The 20,296-nt window shown below is 53.0% G+C and carries 21 protein-coding genes, 1 tRNA gene and 1 other RNA gene; 17 read left to right on the plus strand and 6 right to left on the minus strand.

Annotated features, from left to right (window positions below):
• Positions 1–21: 21 nt before the first annotated feature.
• Entirely contained in the window at positions 22–966 is a 945-nt protein-coding gene (gene nudC, locus AC6CHM_RS09100; protein ID WP_337353556.1) for an NAD(+) diphosphatase, read from the minus strand.
• A gap of 40 nt (positions 967–1,006) precedes the next feature.
• Positions 1,007–1,411, minus strand: coding sequence for an HIT domain-containing protein (locus AC6CHM_RS09105; RefSeq protein WP_115051608.1), 405 nt, complete (start codon positions 1,409–1,411; stop codon positions 1,007–1,009).
• Between the two features lie 70 nt (positions 1,412–1,481).
• Here AC6CHM_RS09105 and ffs point away from each other — a divergent pair.
• The 6 genes from ffs to AC6CHM_RS09135 all read left to right on the plus strand — a co-directional run bounded on the left by ffs (position 1,482) and on the right by AC6CHM_RS09135 (position 6,720).
• Positions 1,482–1,578, plus strand: an RNA gene (ffs, locus tag AC6CHM_RS09110) — signal recognition particle sRNA small type.
• Between the two features lie 50 nt (positions 1,579–1,628).
• The gene (locus AC6CHM_RS09115; RefSeq protein WP_498172786.1) at positions 1,629–3,512 is read left to right on the plus strand and encodes a DNA polymerase III subunit gamma/tau; all 1,884 of its coding nucleotides are present in this window, start codon (positions 1,629–1,631) and stop codon (positions 3,510–3,512) included.
• 17 nt (positions 3,513–3,529) lie between these two features.
• A complete protein-coding gene (locus tag AC6CHM_RS09120) occupies positions 3,530–3,853 on the plus strand; it encodes a YbaB/EbfC family nucleoid-associated protein (protein WP_008122553.1) in 324 nt (107 codons plus the stop codon).
• A 438-nt stretch (positions 3,854–4,291) separates the two neighbouring features.
• Positions 4,292–4,897, plus strand: coding sequence for a recombination mediator RecR (recR, locus tag AC6CHM_RS09125; protein ID WP_307282478.1), 606 nt, complete (start codon positions 4,292–4,294; stop codon positions 4,895–4,897).
• A gap of 95 nt (positions 4,898–4,992) precedes the next feature.
• Positions 4,993–5,442, plus strand: a complete 450-nt coding sequence (locus AC6CHM_RS09130; protein WP_115051358.1) for a pyridoxamine 5'-phosphate oxidase family protein — start codon at positions 4,993–4,995, stop codon at positions 5,440–5,442.
• A gap of 30 nt (positions 5,443–5,472) precedes the next feature.
• Positions 5,473–6,720, plus strand: a complete 1,248-nt coding sequence (locus AC6CHM_RS09135; RefSeq protein ID WP_498172789.1) for a lytic murein transglycosylase — start codon at positions 5,473–5,475, stop codon at positions 6,718–6,720.
• 4 nt (positions 6,721–6,724) lie between these two features.
• Here the strand turns inward: AC6CHM_RS09135 and AC6CHM_RS09140 are convergent, their stop codons facing one another.
• Together AC6CHM_RS09140 and AC6CHM_RS09145 are read right to left on the minus strand one after the other, a co-directional pair.
• On the minus strand, positions 6,725–6,991 hold the full coding sequence (locus AC6CHM_RS09140; RefSeq protein WP_498172791.1) for a hypothetical protein: 267 nt from the start codon (positions 6,989–6,991) through the stop codon (positions 6,725–6,727).
• 112 nt (positions 6,992–7,103) lie between these two features.
• Positions 7,104–8,030 (minus strand): transglutaminase-like domain-containing protein, encoded by a 927-nt coding sequence (locus AC6CHM_RS09145; RefSeq protein ID WP_498172792.1) that lies wholly within the window; start codon positions 8,028–8,030, stop codon positions 7,104–7,106.
• A 203-nt stretch (positions 8,031–8,233) separates the two neighbouring features.
• Here AC6CHM_RS09145 and AC6CHM_RS09150 point away from each other — a divergent pair, with 203 nt between their 5' ends.
• The 9 genes from AC6CHM_RS09150 to AC6CHM_RS09190 all read left to right on the plus strand — a co-directional run bounded on the left by AC6CHM_RS09150 (position 8,234) and on the right by AC6CHM_RS09190 (position 16,821).
• Positions 8,234–8,413 (plus strand): nucleotide exchange factor GrpE, encoded by a 180-nt coding sequence (locus AC6CHM_RS09150; protein ID WP_336440648.1) that lies wholly within the window; start codon positions 8,234–8,236, stop codon positions 8,411–8,413.
• 322 nt (positions 8,414–8,735) lie between these two features.
• Positions 8,736–9,197 (plus strand): DUF4126 domain-containing protein, encoded by a 462-nt coding sequence (locus AC6CHM_RS09155; RefSeq protein ID WP_498172794.1) that lies wholly within the window; start codon positions 8,736–8,738, stop codon positions 9,195–9,197.
• Complete coding sequence (locus AC6CHM_RS09160) at positions 9,194–10,576, plus strand: FAD-containing oxidoreductase (RefSeq protein WP_498172796.1); 1,383 nt, start codon at positions 9,194–9,196, stop codon at positions 10,574–10,576. The genes AC6CHM_RS09155 and AC6CHM_RS09160 overlap by 4 nt, the downstream gene beginning before the upstream one ends.
• Before the next feature lie 209 nt (positions 10,577–10,785).
• A complete protein-coding gene (locus tag AC6CHM_RS09165; protein WP_115051353.1) occupies positions 10,786–11,829 on the plus strand; it encodes an autoinducer 2 ABC transporter substrate-binding protein in 1,044 nt (347 codons plus the stop codon).
• 85 nt (positions 11,830–11,914) lie between these two features.
• A complete protein-coding gene (locus AC6CHM_RS09170; RefSeq protein WP_336440646.1) occupies positions 11,915–13,414 on the plus strand; it encodes a sugar ABC transporter ATP-binding protein in 1,500 nt (499 codons plus the stop codon).
• The gene (locus AC6CHM_RS09175) at positions 13,411–14,388 is read left to right on the plus strand and encodes an ABC transporter permease (protein WP_115051351.1); all 978 of its coding nucleotides are present in this window, start codon (positions 13,411–13,413) and stop codon (positions 14,386–14,388) included. The genes AC6CHM_RS09170 and AC6CHM_RS09175 overlap by 4 nt, the downstream gene beginning before the upstream one ends.
• 8 nt (positions 14,389–14,396) lie before the next feature.
• Positions 14,397–15,392 carry an ABC transporter permease subunit gene (locus AC6CHM_RS09180; protein ID WP_115051350.1) on the plus strand — a complete coding sequence of 332 codons (996 nt, stop codon included), beginning with the start codon at positions 14,397–14,399 and terminating at the stop codon, positions 15,390–15,392.
• 25 nt (positions 15,393–15,417) lie between these two features.
• The gene (rbsK, locus tag AC6CHM_RS09185; protein WP_498172799.1) at positions 15,418–16,347 is read left to right on the plus strand and encodes a ribokinase; all 930 of its coding nucleotides are present in this window, start codon (positions 15,418–15,420) and stop codon (positions 16,345–16,347) included.
• Positions 16,348–16,365: 18 nt separating this feature from the next.
• Positions 16,366–16,821, plus strand: a complete 456-nt coding sequence (locus AC6CHM_RS09190) for an RbsD/FucU family protein (RefSeq protein WP_307282496.1) — start codon at positions 16,366–16,368, stop codon at positions 16,819–16,821.
• Positions 16,822–16,862: 41 nt separating this feature from the next.
• Here AC6CHM_RS09190 and AC6CHM_RS09195 read toward each other — a convergent pair whose 3' ends face one another.
• Positions 16,863–17,837 carry a LacI family DNA-binding transcriptional regulator gene (locus AC6CHM_RS09195; RefSeq protein WP_307282499.1) on the minus strand — a complete coding sequence of 325 codons (975 nt, stop codon included), beginning with the start codon at positions 17,835–17,837 and terminating at the stop codon, positions 16,863–16,865.
• Positions 17,838–18,072: 235 nt separating this feature from the next.
• Positions 18,073–19,497 (minus strand): phosphomannomutase, encoded by a 1,425-nt coding sequence (locus AC6CHM_RS09200; protein WP_498172801.1) that lies wholly within the window; start codon positions 19,495–19,497, stop codon positions 18,073–18,075.
• A 184-nt stretch (positions 19,498–19,681) separates the two neighbouring features.
• Between AC6CHM_RS09200 and AC6CHM_RS09205 the strand changes: the two genes are divergently transcribed.
• A tRNA-Gln gene (locus AC6CHM_RS09205) sits at positions 19,682–19,755 on the plus strand.
• Positions 19,756–19,993: 238 nt separating this feature from the next.
• Positions 19,994–20,263, plus strand: a complete 270-nt coding sequence (locus tag AC6CHM_RS09210) for a hypothetical protein (RefSeq protein WP_498172802.1) — start codon at positions 19,994–19,996, stop codon at positions 20,261–20,263.
• Positions 20,264–20,296: the final 33 nt, after the last annotated feature.

Consider the following 20,296-nt stretch of genomic DNA (forward strand, 5'->3'; position numbering starts at 1 on the left):
CGTCGCCTTTCTATCCAATGATTAAAACTTGCTCTCCACCCAGCTGCGGATGAGGTGGGCTGCAATGGCCCCTGCGGGCGGCGTCATAAGGCCATCTGGATGCGTACGGTCCATCATGGTCCTGACTTCTTCGCGGCTGAACCAGCGTCCAGCCTCAAGCTCTGCCGTATCCAATATATAATCGTCCGAGAGGGCTTCGGCATGGCAACCGATCATCAAAGAATAGGGGAAGGGCCAAGGCTGGCTGGCATGATAGAGAACACGCCCTACAGGCAGGTTGGTTTCTTCCATGGTTTCGCGGCGCACTGCATTTTCGATAGTCTCTCCGGGTTCGATAAACCCGGCGAGGCAGGAATACATGCCGGTCCCAAAATGCGCCCCGCGCGCCAGCAGGCACTTGTCGCCGCGCACGACCATCATGATTGCCACCGGGTCTGTGCGCGGAAAATGCTGAGCCTCGCAATTGGGGCATGTACGACGATAGCCGCCATCCCGCATGACGGTTTCATGGCCGCAGCGCCCGCAAAACTTGTGGGTGTCATGCCATGAGAGCAGTGACACGGCTTGCGCCATGGCTCCTATCTGATCTGGGGGAATAAGCCCTTGCGTATAGGCCGAACGATAGTCAACCGCCTCAATGCCCATAGGTAGCGCTTCCGGAGAAAGGCCGCTCGGTCCTGCCAATATTGGCATATCGTCTTGAAGGCCGAGATAAATTGTCTTGTTCAACCCCGGGAGAAGCACCGAGGCTGCTTCCATCCCGAAAAACGCATTCCCTTCCGAGGCGCTGCGATCAACCAGTATCTTGCCATCGCCCACCAGCAACATGCGCGCATCGGCATTTGCCAGCGCAAGGGTGACAACGTCGTCACTCCGTTTTTCCGAATGCCGATTGATCCTGTTCCCGGCGAATCCCACAAAATGGCTGGGCTCGGCTAGCGGAGCATCAAAAAGACGAAACGACATGAATGGAAGCTCCAGAACGGGGAAACTGGACGGGGATTGTTTAAATAGCGTCGAGAATCGTTTTCGCAAAGACCTTTGCGTCGTTTTTGCTGTAAGGCTCGCGTGTTCCATGGCCCCAGACCGGCCCAGGCCATGCCGGATCGCCAGTGTTCCGTGCAATGACATGCACGTGTAGTTGGCGAACTATATTGCCAAGTGCAGCCGTATTGATCTTTTCGCAATTGGTAATCGACTTGAGTGCCTGCGCCGCGATGCCCGCCTCGAATGTCAACATCGTCTGATCGAGCGGCGTCAATTCATGAACTTCAGTGATTCCCGGTCTTTGCGGCACAAGAATAAGCCATGGCCAACGCCGGTCATTCATCAAGCGTAGGTCACAAAGACCCAGTTTAACGATGGGGAAGGTATCTGCGTTTAGTTTTGCGTCGAGTGCGAATGTCATGATGTACGAGTAAATAGCAGTTTTTTTCTGTGTGCGCTTGCTTTTTGCGTTGGGATTGCCGATATGAAAACCGGGAGGTTGGTGGTGGACGAGCCACTCGCCAACCGGGTCAGGTCCGGAAGGAAGCAGCCCCAACGAGCCAGGCACGGGTCGCCGTGCCAGCCTCCCACCCTTTTTATGTGTACCTGCCTGTGTCAAAGCCGCAACCGGCATTGACGCTATGGTGCATGGCGGTCCAAACTTGCGCCATATACAAGAAGTAAATGCAGGAGCGGAAACAAACGCGATGGACACGAAAAAGCCAGACAGCGCCTATCGCGTGCTCGCCCGTAAATATCGCCCCGAAAATTTCAACGATCTGATTGGCCAGGAGCCAATGGTCAGGACGCTGACCAATGCGTTCGAGACAGGACGGATCGCGCAAGCGTGGATGCTGACGGGTGTGCGCGGTGTCGGCAAGACCACGACTGCGCGAATTCTTGGCCGCGCCCTCAATTACAAGAATGGCGATATAGACAAGCCAACCATCGACCTCTCTGTCATGGGCGAGCATTGTCAAGCTATCATGGAAGGCAGGCATGTCGACGTGATCGAGATGGATGCTGCCTCCCATACGGGCATTGATGATATTCGCGAGATTATCGAACAGGTTCGTTATCGTCCGGTATCGGCCCGCTACAAGGTCTACATCATCGATGAGGTGCACATGCTCTCCAATCAGGCCTTTAACGGCCTGTTGAAGACGCTTGAAGAGCCGCCGCCCCATGTGAAATTCATTTTTGCGACGACGGAAATCCGCAAGGTTCCCATCACCGTTCTGTCGCGCTGCCAGCGTTTCGATTTGCGCCGCATAGATACCAGCCTGTTGACCGCGCATTTACGCAAGATCGCAGGTCTGGAAAACATAACGGTGGACGATACCTCGCTGTCCATGATCGCGCGGGCAGGCGAGGGTTCCGTGCGTGATTCGCTGTCTATTTTCGATCAGGCCATAGCGCATGGAGCAGGCACAGTGAATGGCGAGGCTGTGCGTTCGATGCTCGGCTTGGCGGATCGTGCGCGGATCATTGATTTGTTCGAAATGCTGATGCGCGGCGACGTGGCTTCGGCATTGCGTGAGTTCCGCTCGCAATATGATGTTGGAGCTGATCCCAGCGTAGTGTTGACCGACCTTGCCGACTTCAATCATTTGGTCACACGCATCCGTTTTACCCCGGATGTTGCCGACGATATTTCATTGTCAGAAGATGAGCGGCTGCGCGGACGTGATTTTGCAGAGAAATTGTCCATTCGCGTCCTTTCCCGGACTTGGCAGATGTTGCTGAAGGGTATGGCCGAGGTCGAGAATTCAAATCGCCCCGTTCAGGCAGCCGAAATGCTGCTCATCCGCATTGCCCATGCCGCAGATTTGCCCACGCTTGATGAAGCATTGAAGTCGCTGGATGACGGCACAGCTTTGCCTGGTACCGCCGGCGACAATAATGGGCCGCGTCCGAATCCGGGCAATGGCGGTGCCTCAATGGCACGTGCCAGCGATGCGGTGGCAACTGCTCGCGGCACTGTGAACGCGAGTGGCGGCGCAACCATGCGGCTGGTTGAACCAGCTATCCAACCGGAACCGGCCATGCTCGCTTCGCCGCAGATTGTTGAAGAGGCCGTGCCTTCGGTTCAGATAGGCAGTATTGAAGATATCATCGCACTTGCAGACAAGCAGCGTGATATGCAGTTCAAGATCATGGTCAAGAATTGCGTGCGGCTGGTCAGTATCAAGCCCGGGCGTCTTGAGATTAACCTGACCGAAGCTGCGCCGAAAACCCTGCTTACAGATTTGTCACAAAAGCTTGGCGAGTGGACCGGTATTCGCTGGATGGTTTCGCTTTCGCGCGAGGAAGGCAGCAAGACTCTCAACGAAGTCGAAACGGCAAAGCGTGAAGGCTTGCTGAGCGATGCGCGTGCAGATCCGGATGTGGCCGCCATACTTTCGAAGTTTCCGGGCGCCAAGATTATCAACGTGCGCATAGCCACGCCCGCGGGGCAAGCCGATGATGAATTATCTGCAGGTGCAGGTGATGATACGTTGGCGCCCGTTGAAGAAGATGATTGAACGATAGGAGATAACCCATGCGTGACATAATGGGCATGATGAAACAGGCCAAGGAAATGCAGGCGAAGATGGCTTCGATGCAGGAGGAAATTTCCGCACTTGAGGCCGAAGGGCAGGCGGGTGGCGGGCTTGTCACTGTCAAGCTTTCCGGCAAAGGCGCACTGACTGCACTGACCATTGATCCTTCACTCTTCAAGGAAGATGATATCGAAGTCATTGAGGATCTCATCATCGCTGCGCACAATGAGGCCAAGGCGAAGGTCGAGGCAATCATGGCAGAAAAAACGCAAGCCTTGACTGCGGGCCTGCCAATTCCTCCGGGATTCAAGTTGCCGTTTTAATCCTATTCGAAAGCAACCAGAAGTTTATTGGAAAGAATGTCTTATTAAGATAGACTGTTCTTGGAGTAGGGAACGAGCTTTCGCCCGTCCCCTGGTCTCATTTTGAAAATTGAACCCGGAATGTCAGTGACCAGCTGGTCCGGGTTCTTTTCACAATAAGAGTTACGCTAAACGGAAATCTCCGCATAGTTTCACCTCCAAGTCGAGAGCATGGCTGATGCCGCAGTTGGAGAAGCCCGTCCTCTCCAATACACTGGCTGGCACCGTGCTGCTGCTTTTGCCCTCAAACCCGTTGCGATCACCGATACGATCCTTATCGGGTCTTGGAGCCGGAACAACCAATCCAAGATTGTATTATTTCGACCAAAATGTTGGATGGGTTGAACACTCCGCCGGTCTTTGATTCCCTAAAGCCGCGAATTGCTCTAAACCGGCGATATGTCGAAACGAATCGCCGGTCCAGAAATTGAGCGCCTAATCCAGCTCCTAGCCAAAGTGCCGGGGCTTGGTCCGCGTTCTGCCAGGCGCGCCGCCCTGCACCTTATCAAGAAGAAAGAAGCGCTGCTGATTCCTCTTGGCACCGCGATGCAGGATGCGGCCGAGAAGGTGCGCATCTGCTCAACATGTGGAAATGTGGATACATCCGACCCCTGCATGATTTGCACCGATCCACGCCGCGAACGCGCGACACTGATCGTGGTCGAGGATGTTTCCGATCTTTGGGCGTTGGAACGTGCCGGGTCGATGAATGTCCGTTATCATGTTCTTGGCGGACGCCTCTCTCCGCTTGATGGTATCGGCCCGGATGATCTCAATATTGCGACGCTTGTCGGACGGGTTGCCGAAGGGGAGATCAAGGAGATTATTCTTGCGGTGAATGCGACTGTCGAGGGTCAGACAACAGCACACTATATCACCGATCAGCTGGCAGATTTTGATGTCCGAATTACCAGGCTTGCTCATGGCGTGCCGGTTGGGGGTGAGCTTGACTATCTTGACGAAGGAACATTAACGGCTGCCTTGCGCGCAAGAACCACACTGTGAAGCCGCTAACTTGTCTTTTTCGAGATTTATGGTCGTTATACTAAAATGCGATAGGACCGAAAAATTTCGGGGCCGGGCAACAGGGGCGAAGTTTCATGATTATCCAGGATATGACGCAGCAGGAAATCAAGGAGTTTCTGGCACGCGCAACAATCGGGCGATTGGCGTGCGCGAAAGATAATCAACCCTACGTTATTCCCCTGAGTTTCGCTTACGATGCCGTTTCTCTTTATTCACTCACGTCAGCGGGCACGAAAGTCGACTGGATGCGTGAAAATCCCAAAGTGTGCATAGAGTTTGATGAGATCGTTGCCACTAATAATTGGCAAAGCGTCGTCGTCACCGGAATTTTCGAAGAGCTGACAAGCGAACCCGGCCATATAGAGGCGCGCAATAATGCGCATCGTCTTTTGAGCCGAACGGCTGAGTGGTGGGAACCGGCCTATGTAAAAACGATTTCAAGAAATCATGTCCGTCCGCTGGAACCGGTATATTTCCGTGTTGCCATCATTCATACCACCGGCCACAAAACCGTTGCCAGTTAAGACGCCAACAGTGCGGGACTCAAAGATTTGATGAAAAAGCATTTTATCATTGGGTTGCGTATTGTGCTTGTGCTGAGCACAAGCACATTATCTGCCTTGGCGGCGTCCAAGCCCGAGGTTGATGCGCAATTCCAAAACTGGCTTGCCAATGATCTTTGGCCTGATGCCAAGACAGCGGGCATTTCGAAAGCAGTGTTCGATCAGGCTTTTGCCGGCGTATCGCCCAATCTGGACTTGCCTGATCTGATTCTGCCGGGCGAAAAGCCAAAGACACCAAAGAAGCAGGCTCAGTCCGAGTTCGGCTCGCCGGGAAAATACTTCAATGATAAGACCATAAATGCCACAACTGCTGGCGGCGTGGCGCGGGCAGGGCAATATGCCCGGACCCTGAAGGCCGTCGAAAGCAAATATGGTGTCCCGGGTGAGGTCGTGCTTGCAGTCTGGGGACGCGAGAGCGGATATGGCAGCGTAAAAATTCCAAATAACGCCTTTACCGTACTTGGTACAAAAGCATTTCTAGCCTCGCGAAAGGAAATGTTCCGCAAGGAACTGATGGCTGCGCTGGAGATTGTCCAGAAGGGATATATTGACGCTGGTGCCATGAAAAGCTCCTGGGCCGGAGCGCTCGGTCAGCCGCAATTCATGCCGACCTCTTACCTGCAACATGCGGTGGATTTTGACGGTGATGGCAAACGGGATATCTGGAACTCAGTGCCGGACACGCTGGGTTCTATCGGTCATTATCTCAAGCAATATGGCTGGCAGGCAGGGCGGGACTGGGGCTATGAGGTCACCGTGCCGGAAACCGTGAGCTGTTCCCTGGAGGGGCCGGATCAGGGCAAGCTGTTTTCCGCCTGGGAACAACTGGGTATCAGCCGGGTCAATGGCAAGGCTTTTCCGTCCAGCGAGATGAAGCGTGAAGGCTTCCTTTTGATGCCCGCCGGAAGGCACGGGCCTGCATTCATCGTTACCAAGAATTTTTATGTCCTAAAAGAGTACAATATGAGTGATCTATATGCTCTATTCATCGGGCATATTGGTGATCGGATTGCCCATGGTGCAAAAGGATTCAGCACTGGCTGGGGCGATGTTGGCGGACTTTATCGCTCTGACATTGCCAGCATGCAAAAGACGCTGGAAAAGCAGGGATATGACGCAGGCGGCGCGGATGGGTTTCCCGGTTTCAAGACGCGGCGGTCAATTGGAGCATGGCAGGCAAAACAGGGAATGGAGCCAACCTGTTTTCCGGACAATGCGCTGGTCAAAGCGATCAGATAAACGCTTATCCTGACCGTTTGCGCTGCTCAAATCCATTTTGGTTCAGGCTTGGATGCGAATTGATCGCGGTAATGACCGCCAAGGCAGCCAGAGAATTAATATCCTTATTGCCGCGGTTGAAGGCTGTCATAACAGTTTCTGCAATGATCTTGGCGTCGTCATCGGTACTCGACTTTACAACGAGCGTTTTGGCGGCTTTGTCGTAGGCCGCCTGCATGATATTCCAGTCTTCTTGCGAGTAAATTGACTTCGATGCATTATCGAAAGGCATCCTGTGGGCTCCTCCTCAGACCGAACCGAAGCAGCAAATTACCCTGCCAAATGTGGCATGGCAAACCTCAAGCATGTTTGTTCCGGTACAATGGTTCCGAGCGAGGAAGGCTCTAAATCGTTGATTCTGTCTCGGATGCTTGCCGGATATGCCGTGAAAGCCGGGACCACCTTTGGCTAAACCACGGGGTTACCAGCGATATTTTCTCAAAACGCCTGTTGGTAAATGTTGGAGCGTTCTCTTCGAACGTCCAGACTTTGAAATTGGTCAATTCATGCGGGCCAAACGTATAAATGAGGGGCGTGTCCGCTGCATCACGGCCGCGGGCAACGACAATCCGGCCGATGCGGCGCTGATTATGGCGGGCATCAAACGTGTGCCATTTGCCACCTAGAAAGACTTCGAACCATGCATTGAAATCCATCGGGGCCGGATCAGCGGGTACGCCAATATCGCCCATATAGCCATTCACGTAACGGGCAGGAATATTCATGCAACGGCAGAAGGCCACGGCAAGATGAGCGAAATCCCGGCACACGCCGACACGTTCTTCATGGGCCTGTGCAGCCGTGCGTGTGGCCCTTGCAAAACCATAGCTGAATGTCAGGCGTTGATTGACGTAATCGCAGATTGTCTGAACTCGTGTCCAACCCGGTTTGACATGCCCGAACAGGCTCCAAGCAAGATTGCTCAACTCGTCTGTTTCACAATAGCGGCTGGCAGAAAGGTAAGCCAGGCATTCCGTGGGAAGTTTGTCGACGGAAACTTCTTCGGCATTTTCATCGACCGGATCTGGCAGGCCATCATCGTTGACAACAGCATCATATTTCAGTGACAAATTGCCAGCCGGTGCAACCAGCCGCAGACAATTATTTCCAAACAGATCTGTGAATGTTTCCAGATTAACCTCTGGCGTTGCCGTGGGTCCACGTTCGCATTGAACATCTTTCAGCCGTGCGGATTCCAGATTTAGATAGGTCGTCATAGGGGTTGGCTCGTTGCAACGAATTCCTATCTCGTAACCAACACGGATCAACATGGGCATATCCTTTAATCTTTTCAGAACAACGCCGGGACGGGATGCTGGTTCCGCAGCCTTGAATTTTTTGCGTAGAAGGATTTTGCAATTCGGTTGATTCATAAACTGTTGACTATAAATCGCGGCAATTCGAACCAAATCAGCTTATTTGAGTTATGCTAGTACGGTGCGAGATGCGCCGCATGGAGTGGATTGGAATGATCATGGCACGACATCCAGTGAACGACCGGACTGCAAATGTGCTTCGCGAGCAGGTCGTGCGCGCTGATTATCGCCGAACGATCGAAACGGCCCGTCCATCAAAAGTTGAAAAGAATATTCCGGACGTTCTACGTGATCTTTTGCAAAGACTTGATGCGGCTGAAAAGAAGCAAATCCGTTAGCAGCGTGGCTATCTTATTAAAAACAGGTCATCAGGCTCAGTTTTTGATTTGCATCAAGCTGTCATGATAGGGCGCACGTCCTGATTTTGCATTGTGCACGAAGGATCCGAACGAGAGTGCAAAGGCGAAGAATATTACAAATACGATGCCAAGACGCTGAACAAGCATGACAAATCCCGTCGCTATTTGCTGCGAATAGTAACGCGCGCAGCAGTTGAATTTTTACAAATTATGTGTCGCAATATGAACGCCGCCTGAACCTCTTGTTCATCGAGCATTTGTGTTGTCGGTCGATCGCGAATTCAACGGGGGTTGGACTTTTATGATCATTACATGTGCACTTCTGATTGGTATCATTGCAGGTTTGCGAGCGATGACGGCACCGGCGGCTGTAAGCTGGGCTGCCTATTTGGGTTGGCTCAATCTGGGTGATAGCTGGCTGGCGTTTTTGGGCTATGCCCTCACGCCCTGGATCATTTCAATACTTGCCATTGGCGAGCTCATCACAGATCAGTTGCCATCGACCCCGAGTCGAAAAGTGCCGGTGCAATTTGGCACACGCGTTCTAATGGGCGCAGTCAGTGGCGCTGCCATAGGCATTGCCGGCGGCATGTTGGTTGCCGGGTTGATTGCCGGGGCAATAGGCGCTGTCATCGGCACCTATGGTGGTGCTTATATCCGTAGCGCGCTTGCTGCCCGCTTCGGACAGGATCGGCCTGCGGCATTGATCGAGGACGCAGTGGCTATTATCGGTGCCTATCTGATTGTTGCTTCGCTGCCATGAGTAATTCTTTCGACGCGATCATTATTGGGGCGGGGCAGGCGGGGCCCGCGCTGGCAGGAAGACTTACAAGCGCCGGCAGAAAGGTTTTACTCATTGAGCGGAAGCTTTTCGGCGGCACCTGCGTTAACACTGGCTGTATGCCGACCAAGGCGCTGGTGGCAAGCGCCTATGCAGCGCATTTGGCGCGACGTGGCGCTGATTTTGGCGTTACGATCGACACGCCCATCCGCATTAACATGAAACGCATATGGCAACGAGCCGATACGGTTTCCTCAACCGCCCGAAATAATATCGAGAGTTGGCTGAAGGGCATGGATAATTGCACCATTGTGCAGGGTCATGCGAAATTTATCGGTCCGCATGAAATAGTCGTTGGCGGCGAAACCTATACGGCGCCTCAAATATTCATCAATACCGGCGGACGCGCCGTCATTCCGGATATGCCCGGAATTGATGAGATCGATTATCTGACCAATACCGGCATCTTGCAGCTGGACACACTTCCCGAACATCTGGTCGTGATCGGCGGAAGCTATATCGGACTCGAATTTGCACAGATGTACCGCCGGTTCGGTGCAAAAGTGACAATTGTCGAGAAGGGTCCGCGACTGGTTTCCCGGGAAGATGAAGATGTTTCCGAGGCAATCAGACAGATAATTGAGGCCGAGGGCATTGAATGTCGTCTGAATGCCGAATGTATTTCGTTCAAACGTCATGCGAAGGGCGCGCAAGTCAGTGTCGATTGCAGTTCGGGCGCACCGGCTATCGTCGGTTCGCATGTGCTTTTGGCTATCGGGAGGCTACCCAATACCGATGATCTGGATGTAGAAAAAGCCGGTATCGAGATGGACGAACGCGGCTACATCAAGGTCCATGATGATCTTTCGACCAGCGCGGATGGAATTTGGGCGCTTGGTGATTGCAACGGGCGAGGGGCCTTCACGCATACGGCCTATAATGATTTTGAGATTGTCGCAGCCAATTTGCTCGATGGAGAAGATCGCAAGGTCAGCGCGCGTATTCCGGGCTATGCGCTTTATATCGACCCGCCGCTTGGCCGAGTAGGTTTGAACGAAACACAGGCGCGCAAGTCAGGCCGACCACTTCTGATTTCCAAGAGGCCGATGATACGCGTCGGGCGCGCAATTGAAAAGGATGAGACCAAGGGTTTCATGAAAGTTATTGTCGATGCGGAAACAAAGAAGATTCTAGGTGCCGCAATTTTGGGAACCGGCGGTGATGAGGCCATTCATGGCATACTCGACATGATGAATGCCGATGTCGATTATGGGAAATTGCAATGGGCAGTGCCTATCCACCCTACCGTTTCGGAGCTGATTCCCACCTTGCTTGGTGATTTGAAGCCTGTCGATAACTAGACAGACATTCATAATCGGATACATTTGCTTAAATGGACATACAAACGTATTGACAACTGCCGTATGATCTGGAAAGTCAAATGAAACGTTTCATATTGAAGAAACGGCGATGACCGGATGAATTCAAAAGAATGATTGCGGTTGTCAGGGAGAGATGGAGTTGGCGGGTTTGTGCTCGCTCCGAAAGAGCAACCAAGGGAGGAAGCCTCGTGAAGAAACTTTTAGCATTACTGGCAATAACGCTGGCACTGGCCGTGCCGGCGCTGGCTGAGGGTCCCGTCGACACCTCGAAGGTCAACAAGGAATATGTGACCGGAGCCGACGGCAAGTCCTATACGATCGCAACTGTCGTCAAGGTCGATGGCATTGCCTGGTTCGACCGCATGCGCGAGGGTGTCGAGCAGTTCAAATCCGAAACAGGCGCTGACGTCTGGATGGTCGGTCCTAGCTCTGCGGATGCTGCTGCACAGGTGCAGATCGTAGAAAATCTTATTGCCCAGGGCGTAGATGCCATTTGCATCGTGCCATTCTCGGTAGAGGCTGTTGAGCCGGTTCTGAAAAAAGCACGCGAGCGCGGCATCGTCGTGATTGCGCATGAAGCTTCGAACATCGTCAACGCTGATTATGTCCTGGAAGCATTTGACAACAAGGCCTACGGGGCCAAGTTGATGGAAGTTCTGGGTAAATCCATGGACGGCAAGGGTAAGTATCTTGCTACCGTCGGCAGCTTGACATCGAAATCGCAGATGGACTGGATTGACGGCGCCATTGAATATCAGAAGAAGAATTTCCCCGACATGTCGCTCGCGACAGAACGTCTGGAAACCTATGATGATGCCAATCAGGATTACACCAAGCTGAAGGAAGCCATGACGACCTATCCGGACGTCAAAGGTATCCTCGGCGCACCAATGCCGACCTCTGCCGGTGCTGGACGCCTGATCTCTGAAGGCGGATTAAAGGGCAAAGTCTTCTTTGCTGGTACAGGTCTTGTTTCGGTTGCAGGCGAATATCTCAAGAATGGCGATATCCAGTACATTCAGTTTTGGGATCCAGCAGTAGCCGGTTATGCCATGAATGAACTGGCTGTCATGGCCCTCAACAAAAAGACGGACCTTATTAAGGCCGGTCTCAATCTCGGACTGCCCGGCTATGACAATCTGCTGGCTCCAGATGCATCCAGACCAAATGTACTTTTTGGTGCCGGTTGGGTTGGTGTTACCGCAGACAATATGAATTCATATAATTTCTGATTTTTAACGTGACAGGAAAGCGGGGGCGTTGCAGAAGGCCCCCGCTTTCCTGATATTCGCGGATCTCCACCATAGCGGGGAAAGCATGAGCGAAAACCTTCTGGAACTTAAGAATATCAGCAAGCGGTTTGGCGGCCTTGTGGCGCTCGATAATGTTTCGCTTGTTGTGAAGCCCGGGGAAATCCACTGCCTTGCGGGTGAAAACGGCTGCGGCAAGTCGACGATCATCAAGACCATAGCAGGCGTGTATACACCCACCGAGGGGGAGATCCTGATTGACGGTAAGCCGGTAACAGGATTTACGCCTGCGCGGTCCGTACAACAGGGCATCCAAGTTATCTATCAGGATTTTTCTCTGTTCGGGAACTTGACCGTTGCAGAAAATCTGGCGCTGAACACGCTGCTTCTTGAAGGCAAAAAGTCAGTCAGCTGGAAACGGATTCGCGATCTGGCGACCAAAGCCCTGGCGCGTCTTGGCGTCACCATGGACCTTGATGCCGACGTGGAATCGCTACCGACATCCGGCAAGCAGATCGTGGCAATTGCCCGCGCCATGATGGGTGATGCCAGGCTTATCATCATGGATGAGCCGACAACTGCCCTTACACGCCCAGAAGTTGACGCCTTGTTCCGTATTGTCCGCGATATTCAGGCTCAGGGAATTGCAGTGCTTTTCGTCAGCCATAAAATGCGCGAAATGCTGGAAATCAGCGAGCGGTTGACTGTTCTTCGCAATGGCAAAAAAGTTGCAGAAGGCCCGATCAGCGATTTTAACGAGGCGGCCATTACCCGCGCTATGACAGGGCATGACCTCACGGATCAGACCTATGAATGGACGCCTGTAAAAGGTGATGAGCAGCCGCGTCTGAATGTCAAACAGTTGAGTATTCCGGGCACGTTGGAGAATATTGACCTGACATTGCGCGCGGGCGAAATCGTCGGCTTATCCGGTCTGATCGGCTCCGGTCGTACAGAGCTTGCGCTGGCACTTTTCGGGATGAACCCAAAATATACGGGTTCGGTGACAATTGACGGCAAGGCCGTCCACCCGAAGACCGTACAGGACGCCATCGCCAGCGGTCTTGCCTATGTGCCCGAGGACCGTCTGACCGAAGGGCTGTTTCTTACCCAGTCAATCGAGCGCAATATGCTCGCTACCTCCTTCGAAAACTTCGTCAGCGGTATGTTCATTGACCGCAAAAAAGCGGATGCGGCGACGAAAGCCATGTTTGGAGCGATGCAGATTGCAGCGCCCGGTCCCCAGACTCCGGTCAACCATCTTTCCGGTGGTAACCAGCAGCGCGTGGTGCTTGCCCGGTGGTTGTTGACAGGCGCGCGTGTCCTTATCCTCAACGGCCCTACCGTTGGCGTCGATGTGGGCTCCAAAGCCCAAATTCATCGGAAAATCCGTGAGCTGGCTACCGAGAATGGTTTGGCTGTGCTGATGATATCTGACGATGTTCCCGAACTCGTGCAGAATTGTAACCGTGTCATTGTCATGCATCGCGGACGTTTTGTTGATGAAGTCGCCGCAGATGCATTGAACGAAGACGCATTAAACGACCGGTTGAAGGCTTTGAAATGACGATTTTTCGCCGATCAGAATTTATCATCGCCGCCATTCTACTGGTCGCCATGATCTTTATTGGATTGATTAACCCGGCCTTCTGGTCGCTGGACAATATGTTCGGGTTGCTCCGCAGCAATGTCATTATCGGTATCATGGCGCTGGGCGTCCTTGTCGTAATGATTTCCGGCGGTATCGACGTATCCTTCACCGCCTTTGCGGTGGCGGCGATGTATCTGACCGTCAAGGGCATGCTCTATTTCGGTTATGAAGGCGTGCTTGTGCCCTTTATAGCTGCAACCCTTATCGGCCTCGTTCTTGGCGCGTTCAATGCGTTTTTCATTCATACATTCCGGATGATTCCGCTCATTGTCACGCTTGGAACCGGCAGTGTCGTGCGCGGTCTGTTGCTCGGCCTGGTCGGTACCAGCATCATCAATATCGATAAGATGCCGCCGGAGCTGATCAATTTTGCCAAGGTCAATCTCGTCAATTCAACATCGGCGACCGGAACGAATTTCGGCTTGACGGCCATGATCCTCATCTATCTCGGCCTTGCGCTCGTGACGCATCTTTTTCTGCGCTACACGATGATCGGGCGCAGCATTTTTGCCTATGGCGGTGCGCCGGAAGCTGCCAAGCGCGTGGGCTTCGATACGCGCAAGACATTGTTCTTTGTCTATTGTTTTGCAGGCGCTCTGGCAGGATTTGCCGGTCTTTTGCAGGGCTCGATGATCTGGCAAGCGAACCCGCGTGATTTCGCAGGTTTCGAGCTTGATGTCATTGCAGCGGTCGTGCTGGGCGGCGCATCGATCTTTGGTGGACGCGGCAGCGTTGCCGGAACCTTGCTCGGAGTGTTCATGCTCGTCATGGTCAAGAATAGCCTGATCATCATGAAGGTCGATACAACATGGCAACGCGTTGTCGTCGGCTTGATTATCGTTGGAGCGACTGCGCTGACAGCGTGGCGCGATCGCAAGAAACTGGTGTGAGAAGCACAATGTCAGACCGTTCAATCGCCAAACGTATTTTCGGGCAGGATCGCAATATCCTGCAGCTTATTGCCATCACCATTCTGGTTTTTGCACTGATGTCATGGCTGAATCCGGACAAGTTCCTGCGCTACTATAATTTTGAGTCCATTACCTACATCATGCCTGAGCTTGGCATTCTGGCGATTGCCATGATGATTGCCATGCTGACCGGCGGCATCGATCTGTCGGTGGTAGGCATTGCCAATCTTGCCGGTATTCTTGCCGGCGTATTCTTCCACTCGGTCATTGTCGGAACAGATCAATCCACCGGGATGATCCTGCTCTATACAGGTATCGGCATATTGCTCGCGCTCGGCATCGGATTGCTGGCGGGATTATTGAACGGGTTCCTGATTTCGAAGCTGCGGATTACGCCTATCCTTGCGACGCTGGGAACTGGACAGATTTTCACTGGTCTTGCCGTGGTTCTCACCGGCGGTCCCGCAATCACGGGCTTTCCGGATGGCTGGAACTTCATTGGCAATGGCAAGGTGCTGGGCTTGGCAACGCCATTCGTGCTGTTCGTTATCGTAGCAGGTGCAGTCGCCATCCTGCTGACGCGTACAACCTTCGGCGTCAACCTGATGCTCATCGGTACCAACCCCCGCGCTGCAATTTTTGCCGGTCTGCGCAAGGATCGCATGATCCTTTATTCTTATATGCTGACAGGCATGATGGCCGCCATCGCCGGGATTATCCTTTCCGGCCGCACAAATGCTGCCAAGTCGGATTATGGTGCATCCTATCTTCTGCAAGCTGTTTTGATTGCCGTTCTTGGAGGCACCAACCCTGCGGGCGGCAAAGGCAGGGTGCTTGGCGTCTCCATCGCATTGATTGCGCTGATGTTGCTTTCTTCCGGCTTCCAGATATTGCGGTTCTCCAACCATCTGATCGATTTCATATGGGGTGGATTTCTGCTCATCGTTATTGCCCTGAATGCTTTCCGCAATACAGATAGATAAGAGTTGTAATTTGAGGGACATACATATGGCACGACGCATCGCAGTGGTCGGCAGCAACATGACTGATCTGGTCACATCGATCATCCGCATGCCTGCACCCGGTGAAACACTGGAAGCGCCTGAGTTTTCCATGGGCTTTGGCGGCAAGGGCGCAAATCAGGCTGTTGCTGCGGCAAGACTTGGTGCTGACGTTTTGATGCTCACCAAAGTAGGTGATGATGTTTTTGGTCAAAGCACGATCAATAATCTCAAAGACAACGGAATTGATATCTCCCATGTCGGGACAGTTCCCGGCAAATCGAGCGGCGTTGCGCCAATATTCGTTGATGAAACGGGTGAAAACTCCATCCTCATTATCAAGGGTGCCAATAATGATCTGAAGCCTGCTGACATTGATGCGGCGGCGGACGATTTGAAAAAGTGCAGTCTGATACTGATGCAGTTGGAAGTGCCGCTGGAAACTGTGTATTACACGCTCGCCTTTGCCGAAAAACATGGAATTGAAACAATTCTCAATCCGGCACCTGCTGCACCGGATTTGGATCCTTCAAAAGTCACAACAGCCACTTTCGTCGTTCCTAACGAGTCTGAGCTGGCCTTGTTGACCGGATTGCCGACGGGAACAGATGACGAAATCGAACAAGCAGCGCGGTCGCTGATCGCCAAAGGTATACGCACAGTCATCGTCACGCTGGGCGCGCGCGGAGCCCGCTTGATAACAAAAGATCAATCAACAATGATTGCTCCGATCAAGGTCACGCCGAAAGATACAACCGGCGCTGGCGATGCCTTTATAGGCAGCTTCGCGCGGTTCTATGTCGAAACCGGTGAACTTGAACCATCGCTGAAGAAAGCTGCCATTTATGCGGCAGATTCCATCACACGCCCAGGCACGCAGAAGTCCTATGCCACAGCCAGGGAATTCGAGCAGTTTCTGACCACCCAATCCGCTTAAATGAAGAGGTAAGCAACCGTGCTGAAGAATCTCGATCCGCTGCTGAATGCCGATGTTCTCTACGCCCTGAAATCCATGGGGCATGGTGACCGGCTTGTTATTTGCGACACCAATTTCCCGGGCGATTCCATCGCACGGCAAACGAAATTGGGCCGTCTTTTGCGTATCGACGCCGTAACGGCGCCACGTGCTGCCCGAGCGATCCTTTCGGTTATGCCGCTTGATACATTCATCGACGACGCAGCGGCGCGAATGGAGATTGTCGGAAGCCCTGACGAAGTGCCGGATGTGCAAATCGAAATGCAGGCGGAGATTGATCAGGCTGAAGGTAAGCATTGGCCAATGGTTTCAATCGACCGGATGGCGTTTTATGAACATGCCAAAAACGCCTACTGCGTTATCGCAACAGGTGAGCGCCGCTTTTATGGATGCTTTATCCTGACGAAGGGCGTCATTGCGCCGGATAATGCTTGAGCCTGGAGCAAAGGCCGCTCCACTAGATGCTTACGAGTGTTTTAGCGCGGTGCAGCCGTTGAATTGCGTATAACCAAAGTCGCATCAAGCAATCCGGCGTTGGTACCCGCGGCGTTTTCACCGATAACAAACGCCACTGCTCGCGCTGCGATTTGTTCCACAGGCTGGCTGATCGTGGTCAGTCTTGGCGTGATCAGATTAGCGAGCGGAATATCGTCGAATCCGATGATTGAGAGATTATCGGGAACTTTAAGATCAAGATCGCTTGCCGCGCGCATCAAGCCAATAGCTTGCTGGTCGCTGGCGGTAGCGATTGCGGTGGGGCGGACGTCTTCAGGACTGCTCAGCAAGTGTTTTCCCAGAACCTCGCCCGACTGATAATCGAAATGCCCCTCTACAACCTCTGGCTGAATGCCGGCGGCAATAAGTGTATCTAGAAACCCTTTGCGTCGCTCCCGGGAAACGGGGGATTCATTGGGCCCCGCAATGTAGGCAATACGCCTATGGCCGAGTTGCAAAAGGTGCTGCGCGGCAAGGCCAGCACCCGCATAATGATCCACCGAAATCAGCGGATAATTTTTCAAGCGGCGGTCTACCGCAACAGTCGCAATATCGCTCTGCCACTTTGCAGGTGCGCCAAATTGCGTGGGAACGACGATCAAGCCGGTCGGATAACTGCGAAGCAGAGTTTCTATCTGTGAAAGCTCGATCTTCGGATCATCATTGGTGATGGACAGCAAAACGGAAAAACCGGCTTGCGACGCGCTGGCTTCCACGTGTTTTGCAAGTTCTGCGAAAAACGGATTGGTAATATCGGGAATAACCAGACCGATCATATCGGTTCGGCTGCGTCTCAAGCCCCTTGCAACGCCGCTTGGTCGGAAGTTCAGCTCCCGGATGGTTGCCTCTACCAGCTCGCGCAGTTCTTTCCCGACAGTTTCGTTTTTGGCCAGCACGCGAGAGACTGTACCGACGGAAACATTGGCCCGCGCCGCTACGTCCTTAATGTTGACCATCGAGAACCTTTTCCGAATCGCTAGTGGAGTGAATTTGATACTTGTATCCCATCCGGTCGCAAACTCTTATACAAATGTCAAATTCGTAAACGCCACCAGATACATATACTTAACTGAAGCCTTGTTGACGCTAACATTCGCTACGAGCCTGCCCAAGACAGTTAGAATCAGACAACCAGCTGACAATTGGTGTCAGCCTTACTCCAATCGCATGCTCTATTCCCGTGAGGCCAGCTCAGCCATATTTGCGTAAGTGCTCGCCAGCTCTTTGCAGGCCCCACTCAAGCAATTGTTCGGCCCGTGTATCAGTTGCAGCTTCCGCATAGCAGCGCAATTCTGGCGCATTGCCTGAGGCGCGATAATGGACCACCTCACCAGTCGCAAAAACAATGCGTATGCCATCAATGGCGTCATTAGCCTCAATAATGCCGAGCTGGGCAAAAAAGCTTGCGCGTTGCTCATCGTCAAGCAAAGCCTGCAGGAATGGGCTGCTCTTGCTGGATTCAACATGCTCAATGCGGCCGCTCCGCGTGAAGCGCGCGGGAAGGTCTTCCAGCAATTTCGACACCTGCACCTTGTCTCTCGCCGCCATACCAAGCACCGCGATGATCGGCAGCATGGCATCGCGCGTAGGCAATGCCACCACAATGCCGTCGCCCAAATCAACATTTGAACCCAGCAGCACACCGCCATTGGCCTCAAAGCCGACGATCCGCTGATAGCCATCCCTGGCAGCCTGTTGCATCGCCTCAATGACATAGGGCGAGCCTACTTTTGTGCGATAGACCTTGGCAAAAAGGCCACTTAGCTCAATAGCTGTATTGGAGGTGACGGGTGTCACGACGGCATCGGCATTCAAAAAGCGCGCCGTCAGCAAGCCAAGACTATCGCCGCGAATAAAGGTCCCGGTTTCGTCGGCAACCAGCGGGCGATCCGCATCGCCATCGGTTGAGACCATTGCATCGAGTCGGTATTTTTCGGCAGCGCCAGCGGCCAGCGTAATATCTTCAGGCCGCAATGCTTCCGTATCCACTGGCACAAATACATCCGAACGGGCGATGGCGACCGTTTCCGCGCCCAGTGCGCCGAGCACGCGCACGATCAGATCGCGCCCGACCGAGCTATGCTGATAGACGCCGATGCGCTTGCCTGCAAGTGCTCCGGCGTCGAGCATGGATATGCACCGGTTTTCATATTCTGCCAGCGCCTTTGGCGAAATATCCCCGGCATCATCGGGAACGGAGATATCATTCCCGGCAAGGTCGAGCACGGCGAGAATACCCGCCTCATCGCTCTTGTCGATCTCGCCATCCGGCCGATAGAATTTCAAGCCATTGCGGTCAGCGGGAATGTGGCTGCCAGTAACCATGATAGCCGGAAGCTTTTGGGCAAGCGCCCGCAGAGCCAGCGCAGGCGTCGGTAGAGGGCCGCTATTTTCAACCTCCATACCGAAAACCCGGGCAGCGTCGATACAGGCGGCGGCGATTCGCGGGCTGCTCTCGCGCAGATCATAACCGACCAGCAGCTTGCCGCCTGGCGCAATAGCATGAGCCTTTTGCATGTGATGCAGGAATGCCAGCGTATAGGCCCGGCAAATCGCATCGGGAAGTTCGCTTACCAGACCGCGAAGGCCGCTCGTTCCAAATTTCAAGCTTGTCATTGTTTATTCTTCATGCCCCCGGGCCTGCGCATATGTGGTAATGCACATATATAACAGTTTATGATCAGGGCAGCCTTTTCGACAAGATAAAACAATTGTCCAAAAGATGCGATCAAGGGGTTTGCAAGCCGATTGATTTCAACTATATGACGACCCGCATCACTGTTGTCCCTCGGGCAACTGTTGGGGAATAGGTTAACGGTAGACCCACGGACTCTGACTCCGTTAGTCCTGGTTCGAATCCAGGTTCCCCAGCCAACATTTTCCAGTGTAAAATCAGTTAGTTAAACCAAGGCAGGTGCTTGCCGTAGGCCAATTTCATGTTGCAACTCGATGCAACATGATACCATTGATTTACAAGGGTTTTCACTCAGGCACGGCAAATCCATGCGACATGAACTGCAACATGGATTGACGGACGCCATGGCTTCGTGTGCTGATATGGCAAAGGGGAGGGAAGTTTCCTCTGCAAGGTTGAGCGGACAGGGAGAAAAAAATGACTGACAGTCAATTTCCGGGACGATTTATTGAAGATGTTCCTTACACTGGTTTAGTAGAATGCCTTGCCAAGTTATCCGTCGTAATCGAGATGATTAACACGATTGGCAGCAAATGGGATGTCGAGACCATGCGCGAAGTCATGATCGCGGCGGATGAACACGTGCGGCATGCTTTGATCTTCTCCAAAATAGCTCCTGACGAGCTCAAGGATGTCATGGAAAAGATGGCCGCTGCTGTGAGTATAGCGTTGGAACGAACACACTAAAGTACAAGCGAATCTGCAATGACTTGTTTATTG

It is taken from the genome of Phyllobacterium sp. GQ127, assembly GCF_059758635.1.

Excerpts from the sequence above, each read along its gene's own strand:
- nudC (WP_337353556.1), bottom strand. The coding sequence starts at position 966 with ATGTCGTTTCGTCTTTTTGATGCTCCGCTAGCCGAGCCCAGCCATTTT.
- AC6CHM_RS09115 (WP_498172786.1), top strand. The coding sequence starts at position 1,629 with ATGGTGCATGGCGGTCCAAACTTGCGCCATATACAAGAAGTAAATGCA.
- AC6CHM_RS09120 (WP_008122553.1), top strand. The coding sequence starts at position 3,530 with ATGCGTGACATAATGGGCATGATGAAACAGGCCAAGGAAATGCAGGCG.
- recR (WP_307282478.1), top strand. The coding sequence starts at position 4,292 with ATGTCGAAACGAATCGCCGGTCCAGAAATTGAGCGCCTAATCCAGCTC.
- AC6CHM_RS09130 (WP_115051358.1), top strand. The coding sequence starts at position 4,993 with ATGATTATCCAGGATATGACGCAGCAGGAAATCAAGGAGTTTCTGGCA.
- AC6CHM_RS09135 (WP_498172789.1), top strand. The coding sequence starts at position 5,473 with ATGAAAAAGCATTTTATCATTGGGTTGCGTATTGTGCTTGTGCTGAGC.
- AC6CHM_RS09140 (WP_498172791.1), bottom strand. The coding sequence starts at position 6,991 with ATGCCTTTCGATAATGCATCGAAGTCAATTTACTCGCAAGAAGACTGG.
- AC6CHM_RS09145 (WP_498172792.1), bottom strand. The coding sequence starts at position 8,030 with ATGTTGATCCGTGTTGGTTACGAGATAGGAATTCGTTGCAACGAGCCA.
- AC6CHM_RS09150 (WP_336440648.1), top strand. The coding sequence starts at position 8,234 with ATGGCACGACATCCAGTGAACGACCGGACTGCAAATGTGCTTCGCGAG.
- AC6CHM_RS09155 (WP_498172794.1), top strand. The coding sequence starts at position 8,736 with ATGATCATTACATGTGCACTTCTGATTGGTATCATTGCAGGTTTGCGA.
- AC6CHM_RS09160 (WP_498172796.1), top strand. The coding sequence starts at position 9,194 with ATGAGTAATTCTTTCGACGCGATCATTATTGGGGCGGGGCAGGCGGGG.
- AC6CHM_RS09170 (WP_336440646.1), top strand. The coding sequence starts at position 11,915 with ATGAGCGAAAACCTTCTGGAACTTAAGAATATCAGCAAGCGGTTTGGC.
- AC6CHM_RS09175 (WP_115051351.1), top strand. The coding sequence starts at position 13,411 with ATGACGATTTTTCGCCGATCAGAATTTATCATCGCCGCCATTCTACTG.
- AC6CHM_RS09180 (WP_115051350.1), top strand. The coding sequence starts at position 14,397 with ATGTCAGACCGTTCAATCGCCAAACGTATTTTCGGGCAGGATCGCAAT.
- rbsK (WP_498172799.1), top strand. The coding sequence starts at position 15,418 with ATGGCACGACGCATCGCAGTGGTCGGCAGCAACATGACTGATCTGGTC.
- AC6CHM_RS09195 (WP_307282499.1), bottom strand. The coding sequence starts at position 17,837 with ATGGTCAACATTAAGGACGTAGCGGCGCGGGCCAATGTTTCCGTCGGT.
- AC6CHM_RS09200 (WP_498172801.1), bottom strand. The coding sequence starts at position 19,497 with ATGACAAGCTTGAAATTTGGAACGAGCGGCCTTCGCGGTCTGGTAAGC.
- AC6CHM_RS09210 (WP_498172802.1), top strand. The coding sequence starts at position 19,994 with ATGACTGACAGTCAATTTCCGGGACGATTTATTGAAGATGTTCCTTAC.